We start from the raw sequence: 16,424 nt of genomic DNA, 5'->3' as shown, positions 1-16,424 counted from the left end.
GTGAATCCCTCCGTTTGCTTTATTCGTCTTCTTTGCATATCGGCAGCAAGCTAAGCTCAAACTTGAATTCCTTCTCATCGAGGCGGTAGGGTTCCAGAAGCTCAGGCCCGCAAGAAGCTGAACCAACTCCACTCATCCGATAATCCAGATGAACGATCATTCCTTTCTTCTCACAAGCTTATAGTTGTGATCCGCCTCAGTTAGATCCTCTGGCGTATAATGAGCCGCATTGAAGGAGAATGCCTCTTGTGCGGACAACTTGAGACCCATGCCTTGCTCATTGGAGACAATCGCCCATTCTGTTCCATACCGAGAGCCATTCTCTTGGGGCATGATATAATTTTCGAACATCTCATCAACCGTCAGCAAATACTTGCCTCTTTTTACACTTTGGCGCTTATCAATATAGCTCTCGTGCGGACCGAAGCCCAAGTATTCGACTTCCTCCATCCCTTTGGGCATCGTGAGCTGAAGCCCAAATCGCGGAAGAAACGTCTTCAGCTCTTCGGCTGCTTTCACTTGCAGCTGAAGGGCAATCTCACCGGTACCGTTCACCGTCCAAAGCGCTTCTCCGCGAACAATCACGAACCGGCTGTCCGCTCCCAGCGAGAAAGAACTCTTGATTTCAAGAGAGGATTTCCCGGTTTGCGTCCATTCGCAGCCATAGATTTTCATGCCTGTACGATCGAAGCCCTCTTCCAGCCATGCTTCTTTCACCGTCTTGTCATTATCTATTGGAGCCCGCCAAATCGTGAATTGGGCTGGCGTCTGAATCATATCCACGCCATGTTTGGAAATCTTCTGTATCGTACCGTCGTACATATCAAAAACATGACAGAAATCAAACCCTTCAATCGTCAAGAGATTGCCCGCTTGGTGAGCTTGCAGGGGAGCGCTCGACAGAACATCCTGCTGGTCTTTCACCCTCGCAACCGGTAAATCCAACTGTTCGAATGTGATTTCATGACCCGCTTCTGCCCAAGGCATTTCCTCTTTCAACCAACAAGAGAACGTAAGCACATAGCGGCCTGTCGACGTTTCTGGCAGCTTGTAGGGAAGCGTTACAATTTGGCTGGCATGCGGCGCCGCTTCGGGAAGGTCAATTTGACCTTGCTGGACGGTCTTTCCATCCTGCTCCACCTTCCAGTGAATCCCCACATGGGACAAATCTATAAAGTCGTAAAGATTCGTTACCTTGATCTTGCCTATTCGCAGGTCGTGCGCTTCAATTCGAATCGGCGCAATCACCTTCTTCAGCTCCAGCAAACCGGTATGCGGCTTGCGGTCAGGACTAACGAGTCCGTCGATGCAGAAATTACCGTCATTAGGCGTATCTCCGAAATGATGCCATGATCGCTCCATTCCCACACACAGCCGCCGATCAGCTTCGGATATTGATAAATCACATCCCAATAGTCCTTCAAATCCCCTGGACCGTTCCCCATCGCATGACTGTATTCACATAGGAACAGCGGCTTCTTGTTGTTCTCGTCCTGAGCATAGGCTTCAATTTCCTTCGGTGAAGCGTACATCCGGCTTTCCAAATCAAGACATGCGACACTCGGATCTCCTTTGTAGTGCGGGGCTGCTCCCTCATAGTGAATCGGGATGGAAGCATCCCGACTTCGAATCCATTCAGCCATCGCGATATGGTTGGCGCCATAACCAGACTCATTGCCCAAGGACCACATGACGATCGATGGATGATTTTTATCCCGCTCCACCATGCGAATGGCACGATCGACAAATGAAGGCTTCCAACCAGGGTCTTGAGAAAGCTTGTGAACAGGCCCGTCTTCCCAGCTGCCAGCATCGCCCATGCCGTGACACTCTAAATCAGCTTCATCAATGACATAGAAACCATACTCATCACATAAATCCATAAAGCGGGAATCACTCGGATAATGAGAGGTTCTGATGGTATTGATGTTATGCTTTTTCATCAGCTTCAAATCTTTGATCATATGATTGATCGGTATGGTCTGCCCAAGCTCTGGATGAGAATCGTGGCGATTCACACCTTTTAACTTGACCGCTTTGCCGTTAATCTGAAATACGCCGTCTTGAATGTCCACTTTTCGGAAACCAACCCGGAATTGAAGCACTTCTTCCCCGCTTTGTACATACAAGCGATATAAATATGGCTTCTCAGCATTCCATAGAACGGGATCTGTTATTTCCAGCTTGATAACGCCCTTGCCATCTACCACGGCTTGCCCACGGCTGACGACGTTCTCCTCGGCATCCTTCAATTCCACGCTAACTTCGCAATGACCGGAGGTTTCAAGCTCAGTCAGCAGATCAGCTTTCCGATAATCCGCGCTGAATTCTTGCTTATTGAAGACATCCCGAATATGAACAGGTTCGCGAGCCAGCAAGTAAACATCCCGGAAAATGCCGGAATAACGCCACAAATCCTGATCTTCCAGATACGTGCCGTCACACCATTTCAGCACCATAACAGCGACACGATTTTTACCATTTCGAATCAAAGCGGAGATGTTGAATTCAGCCGGGATTCGGCTGCCTTGGCTGTAGCCGGCAAACTGCCCGTTGACCCACACATAGAAGCAGGAGTTAACTCCTTCAAAAACGATATATTTATCTTTCGCATCCCAGCGATCCGAAACGTTGAACTCCCGCACATAAAGCCCTGCCGGATTATTGCTCGGTACATAGGGCGGATCACAAGGAAACGGATATTTGATATTGGTATAGTGAAGTTGATCGTATCCATTCACTTGCCAACAAGAGGGAACAATCAACGAATCCCAAGCGCTGACATCTGCCGCTTCTTCATAAAAGCCTTCTTGTACATCCCTGACGCTTCGATGATATTGAAATTTCCAGCTTCCATTCAATGTTTGATAGTAAGGAGAACGACCGCGCTTCCCTGTTTGTGCTGCTTCGACGTTTGCAAAGGGAATATAGTAGGCTCGAGGAACCTCCCTGTTTATCTGAAGAACGTTCAAATCTTCCCAGTATTTCGTGATATTCAACACAATCATCATTCCCTTTTCATTTGTTATATGACTTCCAAACGAACTTTGGCTTGATCAGCGAATTGACGTATAAAGCGATTAAGCCTGTTGAAATCAGGGGTACCCGTACTGCCGCCACTGGCGCTGACAGACATCCCGCCGCAAGCATTGCCGTACTTCAAGCAGGTTTCTACGTCTTGACCAGACAAATACCCAAACAAATAACCCGCATTAAAAGAATCCCCGGCACCTGTTGTGTCTACAGCGTCAACCTGATAGGCCGAGTGAAACGTCTGCAAGCCATCCTTCATTGCAATCGCTCCTTGACTTCCGAGCTTAACCACAATATGTTTGCAATAATTCGCCATAAAGCGCAGACTTTCGTCTATATTGTCCAAACCGGTATAATGGCAGGCTTCCGTTTCGTTCATTAGAAACACGTCAAAGCAACCCATCAAATCGAATACGCCTTTGAACCACTCTCCAGAATCATCCCATCCGACATCACAGGAAAGGGTAACGCCTAGCTCTTTGAGCTTGCGTGCTGCCTGTATGAAAGCATCATGATTCTCTCTGCCACGATATCCGGTAATATGAACATGTTTGCCTTGAGCGACTTCCTTCAAATCCAACTTACTTATATCCAGCTCTCGATTGGAGCCTGCATAACTGATAAAAGAACGATCTTTCTCAGGATTAATCGCAATTGTGATACCGGTATTACTCGTTTGACTCGTCTCAATTAATATGGTATCGATACCATGTTGGGTAAACTGCTCCCTGACATATTGACCGTAGCCATCATTGCCAAGAACTCCTTTAAAAGCTACATGCAAGCCTAGCTTCGCTAGCGATATCGCGAACAAAGCAGCCCCGCCGCCAATATGCATTGTCATATTATCTACGAAAACTTCCTGTCCGGGCTGCGGAATTTGATTTAACCCCGCCACAATCAGATCTATATTGGCATCACCGATGACAACTGCATCAAATCTTTTCAACATGCTCTCCCTCTTCCAATCCAGACTCGATATCTACGCTTATGGCTTCTATTCTTGTTTGGCGCCATAAGATTTACAGCTTTTGCGCTCAACCAGCTTATGCTTCAGTATCAAATCCCCTGCCTCCGCCTGAGCATCACCTGCGATCATATCCAAGAGCGATTCCACCGTAACCTTGCCCATGTCTTGAATGGGCTGTTCCATGGATGACAGCTGCGGACGCACCAGCTCGGTTAACTGGCTCCCGTCGAAGCCAATGACTGAAATATCGTCAGGAACGTTCAACCCAAGGTCATGAATGCCATTCATCGCGCCTACCGCCATGTCATCGCTGACCGCAAATATGGCTGTTGGGCACGGCTCATTTGCCAGAAGCTCTTTGGCGAGCTGGTAGCCGCTTTGTATTTTGTAATCACCAAACTTGATGTACGCTTCTACGATGTTGATGTTCGCTTGTGTAAGCGCGTCACGGTAGCCAATGTATCGATTTTGACCCGAAGTCACATCTCTCATGTCGCCGCCAATAAACCCAATTCTTGTATGTCCGAGCTGAATCAAATAATTCGTCGCGTCATACGCCGCCGCGTAATCATCAATGATTACAGAAACGAACTTCTGATCCATCGGTTTGACACTCGAAAATATAATCGGGATATCAAGCTTATTCAAAAAATCCCTGATCTCATCGTTTAATTTCTCATGCATAATGATAATGCCATCTACCCGCATTTCTTTGAACACGTTTAAATATTTATATTCTTTCTCAATATCTTCAATAATGTTGCAGACAAGCAGATTGTAGCCGCTCAGACTCGCGGTTTCTTCAATGCTGCTTAAGATGGTCGAATAAAAGCTTGAAGTCAGATCTGGTACAATCACGCCAATCAAATTCGTTTTCTTACGCACGAGGCTTCTGGCGATATGACTTGGCGTATAACCAAGCTCAGCGATCGCTTGCTTCACCCTGGCTTTCAGATCGTCCTTCACGTATTTCTCTCCGTTCAATACCCTTGAAACGGTTGTCACGGATACACCGGCTATTTTCGCTACATCCTTAATCTTTGGTGCCATGATCGTCATCCTGCCTTTCCATTAGCTCACGTCATTCACAGGTCAGCTTAGCTTTTAACTGCCCCCTCTGTGATGCCGGCGATGAATTGTCTGCTCACCAATAGGAAGAAAATAATCAGCGGAAGCGTAGCCATAAGTGTTCCGGTCATCACCATCGAATAGTCGGCTGTATGTGCCGATTTTAATTGCTGCAAAGCCAGCATTAACGTGAATTTGGACGTATCCGTCAAGACGATTAAAGGCCACAAATAGTCTTCCCACACCCCCATGAACGTGGTGATGGCGAGAAAAGCAAGCGCAGGCCTTAAGATCGGCAAAGCTACGTTCCAATAGAGTCCAAATTTATTGCAGCCATCGATTCTGGCTGCTTCGAGTAAATCGTCATGAATGGCCAGCGCATACTGCCTGATCCAGAAGATTCCGAATGCACTTGCCATTCCGGGTATGATCAAGGCTTTATAGCTTCCTAACCAGCCAAATTCTTTGATGATAATGAACTGGGGCACGAGCAGCATCTGCGCAGGAATCATCATGGTCGCCATCATGGCAAAAAACAGCACGCTGGAACCTGGAAATTTAAATTTGGCAAATGTAAATCCTGTCAATGAGTTGAAAAACAACTGAAGCACACAGCTGATAATAGCAATAAACAGCGTATTGAAAAGGGCGCGAATAAAATTGCTTTTGTCCAAAACATGGTGAAAGTTTGTCATCAAATAATGCCCAAATGTCAGCTTTGGTGGAAAAGCAAATATCGCACTTGTTTCATTCGTGGACATCACCACAAGCCAATAAAATGGGAAGATGGAGATGGCCACACCTACTAACAAAATACAATTAACTACAATTTTTTTCGTTAAACCTTCAACAGTCATCTCGTATTCTCCTTTATCTCAATCATCCGATCTGTTGAAAAACTTCCAATTAAGGACGGATAATAAGCCGATGATGATGAACAACACCCATGATACAGCAGCAGCATACCCATAATTCTGATAATTAAAGCCCTCTCTGAACATATAAAGCACGATCGTATCGGAGCCCGGGTATGGCGGAAGATTGCCAGCTAAAACTTGAGGTTCGGTAAAAATTTGAAATCCTCCAATGGTCGACATCATCACGGAGAAGAGGATGATCGGCCTGAGCATTGGAATCGTAATTTTCGTAAAAGTTTGAAATAGGTTAGCCCCGTCTAATTCGGCAGCTTCATATAAATCTTTGGGTATCCGCTGCAAGCCGGACAAATAAATGACCGCGTTGTACCCCATATATCGCCAGGATATCATGGCTGCGATGACCGTTCTGACGCCAAACTCGGAATTCAGCCACGCAATTTTATCTAACCCGATTTTTTGCAGAAAGAAGTTAACCAACCCATATTCATTGCCAAACATGGACTGAAAGATGATGACAACAGCGACCATCGCTGTCACATTCGGCAGAAAATAGGCAATTCGATAGAATCCCTTGAATTTAATAATCGATAAATTGATCAAGTAGGCAACAATTAATGCACACAGCAGCTGCGGCGCGTTGCCCATTATCCAAAGCGCAATATTATTCACCAACGCCTGCCAGAAAGCCGGATCATGCAGCATATAATTGAAGTTATTGAACCCGACATACTTCATTTCCCCGATGCCATCCCATTTATGAACGGCCAGATACATCGAGAATAGAATCGGAAACACCGAAAAGACTAGGAACAATAGATAAAAAGGAGAGATAAACAAATACAGTGTCCTGCTCTTGTAAATTTCCTTAAACGTACCTCCCATGTTATTCCTCCACTTGGATAGAGGGGGAACACAGCTCCCCGCCCCATCTTTGATATGATTCATTTTGCAGCCAAGTCATGTCTACCTTGAAAGCTGCCTTTTAATTTTATCCTGCGCGTCTTTCCAAGCCTTCTCAGGGTCCTTCTTCTGCGTATCAATGAGACCAATTTCATCGGCTAACGTCGTAGCCACCATATCGTCTCTTGCATCTGTTGGCGCCACTTTCACATCCTTGGCTGCGTCCGCAAACACACTGCTCAGATCTTGATTTCCGAAGAAATCGCTTTTGTTTACCATCTCAGGCTTGCTGTAAACTTCCGGTGTAGACGGATAGTTGCCAAATTCCTTATACCCAGCGACCAGATTGTCAGGACTTACAAGGAATTTAATGATCTCATACGCTTCTTTTGGATTTTTGGACGATTTCAGCACACCGAAGAACGATCCGCCTTGATTGCCTACACCGCCGGGCGGATAAGCAACTTGCCATTTCCCTTTGGTGTCTGGCGCTGCGCCAAGCAAATCACCAACTGCCCACGAAGCTCCGATAAAGGAAGAAATCTTGCTATTATTTGTCGCTGCATTTTTCTCCGTATCATTGACATTCGCGTACGTTAAGCCCAGTTGATAGGCTTTCACAGCCGTATCCCAAGCTTTTTTCACATGGGCCTGATCCCCGATATATTTCCCGTCTGCCCCAAAATAGCCCTCACTGTTTTGGCCGATAGCATTCCTGAAAACATCGACGATGGATAAAAGCTGCGTGCCAGTTGCATCTTTCACTTTCTTCTGCAAATTAAGATAATCATCCCATGTTTTGACTTGATTCTTAATCTCTTCCGGTGTGCTCGGAACTCCGGCTTTCTCAAACAAATCTTTGCGGTAATACAAGACAACCGGGGCAACATCAATTGGCAATCCGATCACATATTTATTATCGGCAGTTGCTGCCATTTTCCATTTCCAATCTAAGTATTGGGGCTGAATATCTTTCGCGCCTTGATCATATAAGTTCACGAATTTCTCTTTGTAAGGAAGCATCGTAGATACCCAGCTGTCCATCGCTACGATGTCAGGTCCGTTTCCTCCGCCAGAAATCGTTGTTTTTAACTTCGTTAAGTAATCTGGTCCTGACGGAAGCTTTTGTGCTTGCAGATCTATATTCGGATATTTTTTCTTAGCCGCTTCAATCGTTGAATCCGATATCGCACCATTCCAATACCATAAATTAAGCGTTATTTTCTGCGTAGAAGCGTTTTCATTTTGAGTGGAAGATGTCGCAGTTGGTGCTTGTGTAGAGGTATTGGCATTGTTCTGCGTACAGGCAGTCATGATAAGACTTGAACTAACAACGAGCAGTACACCAAAAGATACTTTTGATTTCATCATTTTGTCCTCCAAATTGAGCGAATTAAAAATAATTAGATAGCTTTATATTGCCTTGTTATTTCAAAATTCATCTATGACTACTCGAAATGATCACAAAATCGCTTACCAACCCCTTTAACATCTTTGTATCCGTCATTCAGCAAATGTTCTGGTATCGATTCCATATTGGCGTAAAAAAATTTAGATAAGCGCTTACAAGTTAAGTATCTTATTTTTATGGAATCGATACCAGAAACGATTAAAAAAAAGGAACCAACCTAGTTAACTGATTCGCCCAACCTTCTCTATTGTTCACAGTGAATGTTTGAAAGCGCATTATCTATCAGTTAAACGTAGAATATCTCATGTCATTTATGTTGTCAATCTGTTTTTTTTATGATTTCCAAAACTTTCAAGATTTTGCTGAAACATATTCGAAATGCAATCCGTTAAATGGTTATGGAAGAATTATTTGGCATACCCAAAAAACTAAAAAAGGATGAAGAAGATGAAAAAGGTTCTGGCCATCCGTCTCTTGCTTTGCGCAACGATCTTGTCGTCCACTCTAGCTCCAGTCGCCACACAGGCCGATCAAGAACCCATGGTCCGCTTGGAGGACCAGCCGATTTCTTTCACACTGCAGCCCAAAATGATGGATGGCGTTCTGATGGCATCCGTTCGGGATCTGGCCCGTGTTCTGGGCATGGAAGTGACATGGAAAGAAGATGAGCTGCTTACGATTGTGACCCACAATGAGTTCGAACTTAAGCTGCCGAAGAATTCAGACTATGCCTATGTGAATGGGCAAGCACGCACCATGCATGGCACCACACAGATGGTAAATGGTTCTATGTATGTCCCGATTCGCTTTTTTATGGAAAGTGCAAATTATGTTGTTCGCTGGGATTCTGCCGCTAACTCAGTGAATATCACGAAGCAAGCTGACACCTTGCCTGTTGTCGGTACATATGATCATCTGATTACACTGTTGACGCAAAATCAAAGAAGTGGGAGTATCAAAGTTTTTATGGCCCAAGGTGTGAAAACCGAAACTTCGGCTACCGCCTTAGTTCAATCTAAAGATGGTTCTGCAAGCCCAGCTCCAGAATCGATGAAATCGGAAAGCCCCGCATACTCGGATACGAATGTCCAAGTGCAAGGCGTGGATGAATCCGATATCGTCAAAACAGATGGAAATTACCTGTACACGGTAAACAAACAGCGTATTGTTGTCACACAGGCTTATCCTGCCGATCAAATGAAAGTGCTGAGCATCCTCGATTTTCAAAAAAATCAAGGTACTCCATTTCAGCCTACTGAGATATACGTGGACGACAAGCATCTGATCGTGATCGGCAACTCCCAACAAAGCGATTCATTGGTCCCCTATAGTGGAGGAGCTGGCCTCACAGAAAAGAGAATGATCATGCCGATGATGCGGCAAGGAAACACGAAGGTCATGGTTTACGACCTCACCGACAGGAGCAGCCTCAAGCTTGTTAAGGAAGCTGAGCTGGATGGCAGCTACATCTCTTCCCGCAAAATCGGATCATCCCTGTATTTCATCGCCAATAAGTACGTGAATTATAATCCATACCTGAAAACCGAAAACAAGGAAGAAGCCAAAGCTGCGTTAGCTCCTTCCTATCGGGATTCAGCATCAGGCGATTCTTTTACTTCGATTCCGTTAGATCAGGTCTATTACTTGCCAAAAGCTGTAGAGCCTAACTATGTGCTCATCGGGGGCATGAACCTAACCGAAATAGATAAACCGATGAATGTCACTGCTTATCTAGGCTCTGGGCAAAATGTGTACGCCTCCGAAGAAAACTTATATATGGCCGTAACGAATTATGAACAAATGCCTATCCGAACTTTGCCCGTGCCTGTTGATTCTTCCACACAAAATTCTTCCACACAAGGCATACGGCTTCAAACTATCGAGCCTCGGAAAGAGGAAACCATTATTTATCAATTTGGCTTGACGGCGAGCAAAGCAATTTACAAGAATACGGGCACGGTGCCAGGGCGTTTGCTCAATCAATTTTCCATGGATGAGCATAACGGCTACTTCCGGCTCGCGACAACAAGCGGTGAAATGTGGCGAACCGACGAGGGGGCGTCGAAGAATCATGTTTTCATTCTTGACGCGAACCTTCAAGTAAAAGGCAAGATTGAAAACATCGCGCCAGGTGAGCGAATTTATTCCACGCGTTTCATCGGCGACCGAGTTTATATGGTTACTTTTAGAAACACGGATCCACTATTTGTCATCGATTTGAAGAACCCCGCTGAGCCTAAGCTGCTTGGAGCGCTGAAGATTCCGGGCTACAGTGATTATCTGCATCCCTATGATGAAAATCATCTTATTGGCTTCGGGAAAGATACAAGCGAGGTCGATCTCAAAAATCCGCAAGGCCCGCAGTCCATCGCCTATTATCAAGGCATGAAAATAGCGCTGTTCGACGTAACCGATGTGAATAATCCGAAGGAGAAATTCAAAGAAATCATTGGGGACCGCGGAACAGATTCCGAGCTGCTTCACAATCACAAAGCGCTGCTGTTCTCCAAGGAGAAAAGTCTCCTTTCTTTCCCGGTTAGCGTGATGAAATTGGATCCAAATAACGCTAAGCCAGCAAATGCATATGGCAATTTTGCTTTCCAGGGAGCTTACATCTACAAGCTTGATTTGGAAAAAGGCTTCCAGCTTCGCGGCAGCATCACCCATCTGACAGAGGATGATATCAAAAAAGCTGGACAGTATGTGCAAGCCGGTGACAAACAGGTGCAGCGCGTTCTTTCTATCGGAGATGCCCTGTACACCGTCTCGAACGGATTAATCAAAGCGAATGATTTCAATACGCTGCAGGAAAAAGGTTCACTGATCATTCCATAGATGGAATGGATTAGGTTGCCTGACTGCTCCCCATTGAGCGAGCTATGTATGGGATATGGAAAACCTGCGATAGTGCAGGCATTTTCAACGAAATCGCGTGAAAAATGGAAAAGCCTGCGATTACGCAGGCTTTTTCAGCTTTTTCACCCTGCTATGCACATTTTGGACTCAAAAGGATGCATTATCGCAGGAATTTGACGGTCTGGGCGATTCCAAGACCAAAAAAGATGCATTATCGCAGGAATTTGCCAAAATAGGCGAGGAGGCTTCTGGCTTTATTACCGGCTTGCCTGTCCAACGATTGCCTATCCAACAGCTTAACGAACGCCGCAGCCGCATCGCCAAAACACAAAAAAAGACACTCTAATTGCTTAGAAGTGTCTTTTCCGTTGCTGTTCATATGATTATTGAGCTTTTACGATCTCTCTACCCTTATATGAACCGCAGTTTTTGCAAACGTGATGCGCCATCTTCAACTCAGCACATTGTTCACACTTCACCATTCCTGGCACAGCCAGTTTAAAGTGAGTACGGCGCTTATCGCGACGTGTTTTGGACGTTCTCCTTTGAGGAACAGCCATGATCAAAACACCTCCTGTTAGTTGCATAAATCAACAGATGCTATCATATCTTTCTTGGCATCGTTTGTCAATGCTAAATTGAAATTAATGTATCTCAACTCCCAATTCTTCTGCCAAAATAGCAGTCAGACTTGGCTGAGAAAGCGGTGCGTCGCCTTCCGAACAAACCCGGAATACGGTGACGAATGACGCCTCCCTAACCTTATGCACCCGGCGAATCAGCGTGCTCCGGCGCTTGACATGGGCCATGCCCGGCGTCTCAGCCAAATACCACATCTCCTGCTTCAAGCTGCCAGATGAACTGCCGATAGCGTAGATCTGCAACCGCTCATTCTGCGCATCTGTCTCGTTCCATTTCCACTCCAGCATCCGAGTATCACCGGCCAAAGCGGGTAGACTTCGGATTTCTTTCAGAAATGAATACCCTTCAGACGCTGATAATTGTGCAGAAGAGACTGGCATCTCATCTATTGATGGCAGACTCATCGGGACGCCGGGGGTATGAAATACCCAATCAACCTCTTCCTCACAGTCGCATAGAACACTGCAAACATCAATTAATAGCCCATTCTTAATCGTAATGCTTCTATTCAGCTGGACACCTTCATAAGCATCCCTCACCTCTGCGCAAATTCGTACAGAACCATTCCGTTCATTCATCTTCAGCTCGCTGAGAACGCCAGTGGAAGGACTTTGCGAACGACCGCCGACCACTATGGTATTGTGAGCAATCGTTTGTCGGAACCAGGCATCATGCATAGGATGGCCGTAGCCCAACATGCCAGCGTCAGTCAGCCAACAGCGGCCTCCCGCATAATAGATCAAATTCAATTTGTCGAAGTGGCCATGCCAGCCGCCGTGCTCTCCATAATCGATCAGCACCGCTTGCGCTGACGGGCCTTTTCCGACTGTCACATACAGCATGCCTGGCTTGCTCAAATCAATCGCACGGATATTCCGAGTGGCTGCTTCGTCGGCAGATTCCAGCCGTGACCCCATATCTCTACCGTATAGCAGACTGGACAAGGAGCATCTCTCCGATTGGCGAAGGACATCATCCCCGAAGCCGTATGCGGCATAGGCAAATTCATACAAATCGGCAAATTTCCTTAGATCAGTTTCTGAGGAGTCATGAACAGCCGGGAACGTATAGTCTGGCAAATGAGCTTCAAGCGGGATACGGAACATGGACTGGAACCTCTCGTCTTTATATAAAGGCTCGTCAAATGCTGATGCAGAGAGGACTGTCGTGATCAACGCATTCAATGTGAAAAAGTGGTAGTCCCAAGATCCCTCGAACCAAAAGCCTTCCTTCCCTACACTTTGCTTCATTTGGAAACGGAACCCATTCGCAGGATCGTTCACGGCCCGATCAAACAGCTTTTGGTCACTCAATGCTTCAGCAACTGAAGCTGCAGCAGCATTGTGATAACTCTGCCAGTTGGACTCTCCGCGCGGATTTCGGTCGATCACGGCGATAACTGGCCGAAACAGGTTCATTTCGATAATCGACATCTCCACATTCGTCCACCGTCGACAAGACTTAAGGATTGTAAAAGCTTGTGCAAGCGGAATGATCCACATCGCCTCGCTCAAGGTCTGATTTTGTACCTTTGCCCCATATTTTCCCGCCGCGTCACCTTTTTTCCCAAAAATATCATGCAGTTCATATGAAGCGTAATGCTGTGCATAAAACAAAATAACTTCCTTCGCCCAATCAGCATATCGCGCTTCATCGGTTGCGGCGTATAGGACTGTAGCGGTCAGAGCATGGTGGCTGAACCCTGAATGCTCCTCTGCGACAACTACATCGTCGTAGGGAGCACCGCTCATTTCTTGCTGACAGAGGGGGCACTTGTGGAGAATACGCGTAATCGTCGTCAGACGCGTTCCGTCAACCGGGCAGACATAGGAATGTCCCCACCCTCCCCCACTGAGCGGGATCTCCGGCGGAGAAGCGACGATAGACTCCATTTGTCCTGTTAAATAGGCTAATGCGTTCTGAGCCGTTGTTTCGGTTCGAAGGCGCGATCGGAATTGTTCAAGCCATGCTGCTGAACGCAATGGATACATAAAGATACCTCCCTTTAAGGACTCTCCTGTCGATAAGAGCTGCTCAATGGATGATGGGATTGCCTGAATTCTTTGGGACTCATGCAAACCATTCTTTTAAATATTTTATTAAAATGCCGATAATTTTCCATCCCAACCTGCTCTGCGATTTGAAATGTTCGGAGATCGGTTGTAAGCAGCAGCCTCTTAGCCGCTTGAATTCTCATCGACATCATGTATTGCGTGTACGTTTGCCCTGTCGTTTTTTTAAACAAGGAGCTGAAATAGGGAATGCTGTATCCCACTTTGGCAGCCATATCCTCAAGGCTTATCGAAACGGCCAAATCAGCCTTCAGCTGTCCAATAACGTTCATCATGATCGTATTCAAAGGACTCGCTTGGTCAAGACCTTCTTCCGGTTGTCCAGCGTTCTGATTTCGCTCGGCTGCTTCTAATTTTTGCCGATCCTCTTCCCGTTTGGAAATTCGCGGGATGAAGTTTTTGAGTGTCTCGGTGAGCAGCGTCTCTTGAACCAGACAATCTTCCTTAATCAAGTAGGATGAAGCGCCTAATTCAATTGCCTTTTGTGCAAAATGGAAGTCTTTGTGGCAAGATAAAATAATCGTCTCTGGCATATCCTGATCCAACTGCTTTAATTCTTGAAGTAATTCAATTCCACTCATCACGGGCATAGTAATATCGGTAATAAGAAAATGAGGTTGTAACTCCTTGCACAGTTCAAGCCCTCTTTTCCCATTAACAGCCTCCCCCACGAGTTCAAAACAGGCATTCTCTTGGGCAATCATTTGTTTAAAAACTTCGCGAGCCGGTTTTTCATCTTCGACGATTAATACTTTAAATGGACCCGTCATGCGAATGTTCCTCCTTAGCGAATTCCAATCGATGCCTTGGAATCAGGATGGACACGATCGTCCCTTCTCCTTGACCCTTGCTTTCCAGTCGAAATTCCGACTGCTCCCCGAAAAGCAGTCGGACACGTTCTGATACATTCATCATGCCGATGCTCTTCCCGCGATCTCCGTGCTTAATATGCTGTCTTAGCTGCTCCAGACGATCAGGCTCCAAGCCTAAACCATCATCTTCAATTTGAATCATGACGGTATCTTCCGTGAGGGAAACAGTTCGAACAATAATGGTTCCTTGATCGGTTTCTTTGCCAAAAATACCATGAAACAATGAATTTTCAATCAAAGGCTGCAATAATAGCTTAGGAATCAGCATCCCCTGCAATTGTTCATCTATTTCCGTTCTCACAATAATTTGGCTATCATATCTCAATTGCAGCATTGCGATATAATCGGTTATATAATTCAGCTCGCCGGAGAGAGGAACTAGTTGTTCATAGCTTTCCATCGAGTAACGAAGCATGGAAACGAGTCTGTGCAGCATGCTTCTAATTTTGTTATAATCCTTCAGCATGGCAAACATACTGATTGTGTTCAATGTGTTATATAAGAAATGAGGGTTGATTTGGGCCTGCAGCACCGTAATTTCACTACGTCTTTTCAGCTCTTCCGATTGCTGCAAATCTTCCATCAGCGAGTTAAGTCGAAACGCCATATTATTCAGCATCATGCCCAGCTCGCCCAGCTCGTTTTTCGGATAATCCGAATAGGAATTGGAAAAGTTGCCTTGTTGAATCGACCTCATATGCCGTTTGAGCCGCTGAAGCGGTCGATACAGATTGTAACCGATCACAAGTGATCCGACGAGCCCCAACAGCATAAGCAAAAATAACAGAAGCAAAGCCGTTCTCGTAATAAAACGCGTGCTTTCCGACAATTGATCCATCGGTATTTCAGAAATAACAATCCACTTATGAAAGTTTCCCGACTGTTTAATCGTGTATAGGGAATGATCAACCAAGAACTGCTCACTGCGTTTACTTCCGTTCCAACTCTCGATAGCCTTATCCACATGCTTGGCAATTTCCGGGGAAGAAGCAAGACTCGTTGTGGCGATTACTTTATTCTCGCTCGTGACGATATATAAAGCGCCATCCGGGCCAAGATTAATGTTATGTATCGCCTTTTGCAAAGCTTGCTTCGGCAGCATAATGACCAGCATTCCTCGGTAACCTGTCCCATTGGAATATGTCAGTTTTCGCAAAAAGAAGCTATTATCCGCAAGAAATGGATCATTGCTGCTAGTATCATCAATTAATTGAAACGCCTTATTGGATGCTTCAACAGAGCGAATCAGCTTCTCATATCGCGATTGTTCGATTGGAACAATGGAGTCTGTGGTTGAAATCACCTCACCGGAATCGACCGCATATATGCTGATATCTGTTATATCCCCGATCGTTGTTTTTCCCGCATCCAGTGTCCTCAGCAGCTCCTGCATCTGAACAACATAGTCGAAGTAGTTGCTCTGCACGTTCAAAGAGTTCGTAATAATTGGCGAAAGACCAAATTGATTGCTTAATTGTTGAATGCGCACCATCGTATTTTCGATTTGCTCATTCAGCTGGTTCACAACTTGTAAATTCAATGCGTTTACTTTCGTCATCACCGTTTGGTTAGACACATGGACCGTTACAAAGGCAAAAATCGATAAAGGAATGGAAGAAAGCAGAAAAAGAAAAAAAATAACTTTAACAAAAAAACTTTTTCGAATAAAACTCAGAAATGACACTCTCATATACTAATCGCGGCCTTTCCCTATCATCCAAG

General features: G+C 45.5%; 12 protein-coding genes and 1 pseudogene. 2 read left to right on the top strand and 11 right to left on the bottom strand.

The window, feature by feature from the left end:
* Positions 1–19: 19 nt before the first annotated feature.
* From BC351_RS44175 to BC351_RS29365, 7 genes and pseudogenes are all read right to left on the bottom strand, one after another.
* Positions 20–160, bottom strand: a complete 141-nt coding sequence (locus BC351_RS44175) for a beta-galactosidase small subunit-related protein (RefSeq protein WP_341866032.1) — start codon at positions 158–160, stop codon at positions 20–22.
* Positions 157–2,838 (bottom strand): annotated as a pseudogene (locus tag BC351_RS29390) (beta-galactosidase small subunit-related protein). Before BC351_RS29390 ends, BC351_RS44175 begins: the two are co-directional and overlap by 4 nt.
* A 187-nt stretch (positions 2,839–3,025) precedes the next feature.
* Positions 3,026–3,985 (bottom strand): carbohydrate kinase family protein, encoded by a 960-nt coding sequence (locus BC351_RS29385; protein WP_079417710.1) that lies wholly within the window; start codon positions 3,983–3,985, stop codon positions 3,026–3,028.
* A 45-nt stretch (positions 3,986–4,030) separates the two neighbouring features.
* Positions 4,031–5,053: a LacI family DNA-binding transcriptional regulator gene (locus tag BC351_RS29380; protein WP_079417708.1), complete on the bottom strand. Its 1,023-nt coding sequence runs from the start codon at positions 5,051–5,053 to the stop codon at positions 4,031–4,033.
* Between the two features lie 47 nt (positions 5,054–5,100).
* Positions 5,101–5,928: a carbohydrate ABC transporter permease gene (locus BC351_RS29375; RefSeq protein ID WP_079417707.1), complete on the bottom strand. Its 828-nt coding sequence runs from the start codon at positions 5,926–5,928 to the stop codon at positions 5,101–5,103.
* Positions 5,929–5,946: 18 nt separating this feature from the next.
* Complete coding sequence (locus BC351_RS29370; protein WP_079417705.1) at positions 5,947–6,831, bottom strand: carbohydrate ABC transporter permease; 885 nt, start codon at positions 6,829–6,831, stop codon at positions 5,947–5,949.
* A gap of 81 nt (positions 6,832–6,912) precedes the next feature.
* Positions 6,913–8,220, bottom strand: coding sequence for an ABC transporter substrate-binding protein (locus BC351_RS29365; protein WP_079417703.1), 1,308 nt, complete (start codon positions 8,218–8,220; stop codon positions 6,913–6,915).
* A 487-nt stretch (positions 8,221–8,707) separates the two neighbouring features.
* Between BC351_RS29365 and BC351_RS29360 the strand changes: the two genes are divergently transcribed.
* The gene (locus tag BC351_RS29360; protein WP_079417701.1) at positions 8,708–11,095 is read left to right on the top strand and encodes a beta-propeller domain-containing protein; all 2,388 of its coding nucleotides are present in this window, start codon (positions 8,708–8,710) and stop codon (positions 11,093–11,095) included.
* 97 nt (positions 11,096–11,192) lie between these two features.
* Positions 11,193–11,462: a hypothetical protein gene (locus tag BC351_RS29355; protein ID WP_079417699.1), complete on the top strand. Its 270-nt coding sequence runs from the start codon at positions 11,193–11,195 to the stop codon at positions 11,460–11,462.
* 37 nt (positions 11,463–11,499) lie between these two features.
* On the opposite strand, the gene rpmF is transcribed toward BC351_RS29355, so the two are convergent.
* From rpmF to BC351_RS29335, 4 genes are all read right to left on the bottom strand, one after another.
* Positions 11,500–11,676 (bottom strand): 50S ribosomal protein L32, encoded by a 177-nt coding sequence (gene rpmF, locus BC351_RS29350; protein WP_029193705.1) that lies wholly within the window; start codon positions 11,674–11,676, stop codon positions 11,500–11,502.
* A gap of 84 nt (positions 11,677–11,760) precedes the next feature.
* Complete coding sequence (locus tag BC351_RS29345) at positions 11,761–13,749, bottom strand: heparinase II/III domain-containing protein (protein ID WP_079417697.1); 1,989 nt, start codon at positions 13,747–13,749, stop codon at positions 11,761–11,763.
* A gap of 14 nt (positions 13,750–13,763) precedes the next feature.
* Positions 13,764–14,600: a response regulator transcription factor gene (locus tag BC351_RS29340; protein ID WP_079417695.1), complete on the bottom strand. Its 837-nt coding sequence runs from the start codon at positions 14,598–14,600 to the stop codon at positions 13,764–13,766.
* A complete protein-coding gene (locus BC351_RS29335) occupies positions 14,584–16,260 on the bottom strand; it encodes a cache domain-containing sensor histidine kinase (RefSeq protein WP_244209220.1) in 1,677 nt (558 codons plus the stop codon). The genes BC351_RS29340 and BC351_RS29335 overlap by 17 nt, the downstream gene beginning before the upstream one ends.
* Positions 16,261–16,424: the final 164 nt, after the last annotated feature.

It is taken from the genome of Paenibacillus ferrarius, assembly GCF_002027705.1.
Taxonomy (GTDB): Bacteria; Bacillota; Bacilli; order Paenibacillales; family NBRC-103111; genus Paenibacillus_E; species Paenibacillus_E ferrarius.
This window is presented reverse-complemented; position numbering and strand designations above follow the sequence as displayed.

Coding starts and splice junctions, on each gene's coding strand:
- BC351_RS44175 (WP_341866032.1), bottom strand. CDS start 160: ATGATCGTTCATCTGGATTATCGGATGAGTGGAGTTGGTTCAGCTTCT.
- BC351_RS29385 (WP_079417710.1), bottom strand. CDS start 3,985: ATGTTGAAAAGATTTGATGCAGTTGTCATCGGTGATGCCAATATAGAT.
- BC351_RS29380 (WP_079417708.1), bottom strand. CDS start 5,053: ATGGCACCAAAGATTAAGGATGTAGCGAAAATAGCCGGTGTATCCGTG.
- BC351_RS29375 (WP_079417707.1), bottom strand. CDS start 5,928: ATGACTGTTGAAGGTTTAACGAAAAAAATTGTAGTTAATTGTATTTTG.
- BC351_RS29370 (WP_079417705.1), bottom strand. CDS start 6,831: ATGGGAGGTACGTTTAAGGAAATTTACAAGAGCAGGACACTGTATTTG.
- BC351_RS29365 (WP_079417703.1), bottom strand. CDS start 8,220: ATGATGAAATCAAAAGTATCTTTTGGTGTACTGCTCGTTGTTAGTTCA.
- BC351_RS29360 (WP_079417701.1), top strand. CDS start 8,708: ATGAAAAAGGTTCTGGCCATCCGTCTCTTGCTTTGCGCAACGATCTTG.
- rpmF (WP_029193705.1), bottom strand. CDS start 11,676: ATGGCTGTTCCTCAAAGGAGAACGTCCAAAACACGTCGCGATAAGCGC.
- BC351_RS29345 (WP_079417697.1), bottom strand. CDS start 13,749: ATGTATCCATTGCGTTCAGCAGCATGGCTTGAACAATTCCGATCGCGC.
- BC351_RS29340 (WP_079417695.1), bottom strand. CDS start 14,600: ATGACGGGTCCATTTAAAGTATTAATCGTCGAAGATGAAAAACCGGCT.
- BC351_RS29335 (WP_244209220.1), bottom strand. CDS start 16,260: ATGACGAAAGTAAACGCATTGAATTTACAAGTTGTGAACCAGCTGAAT.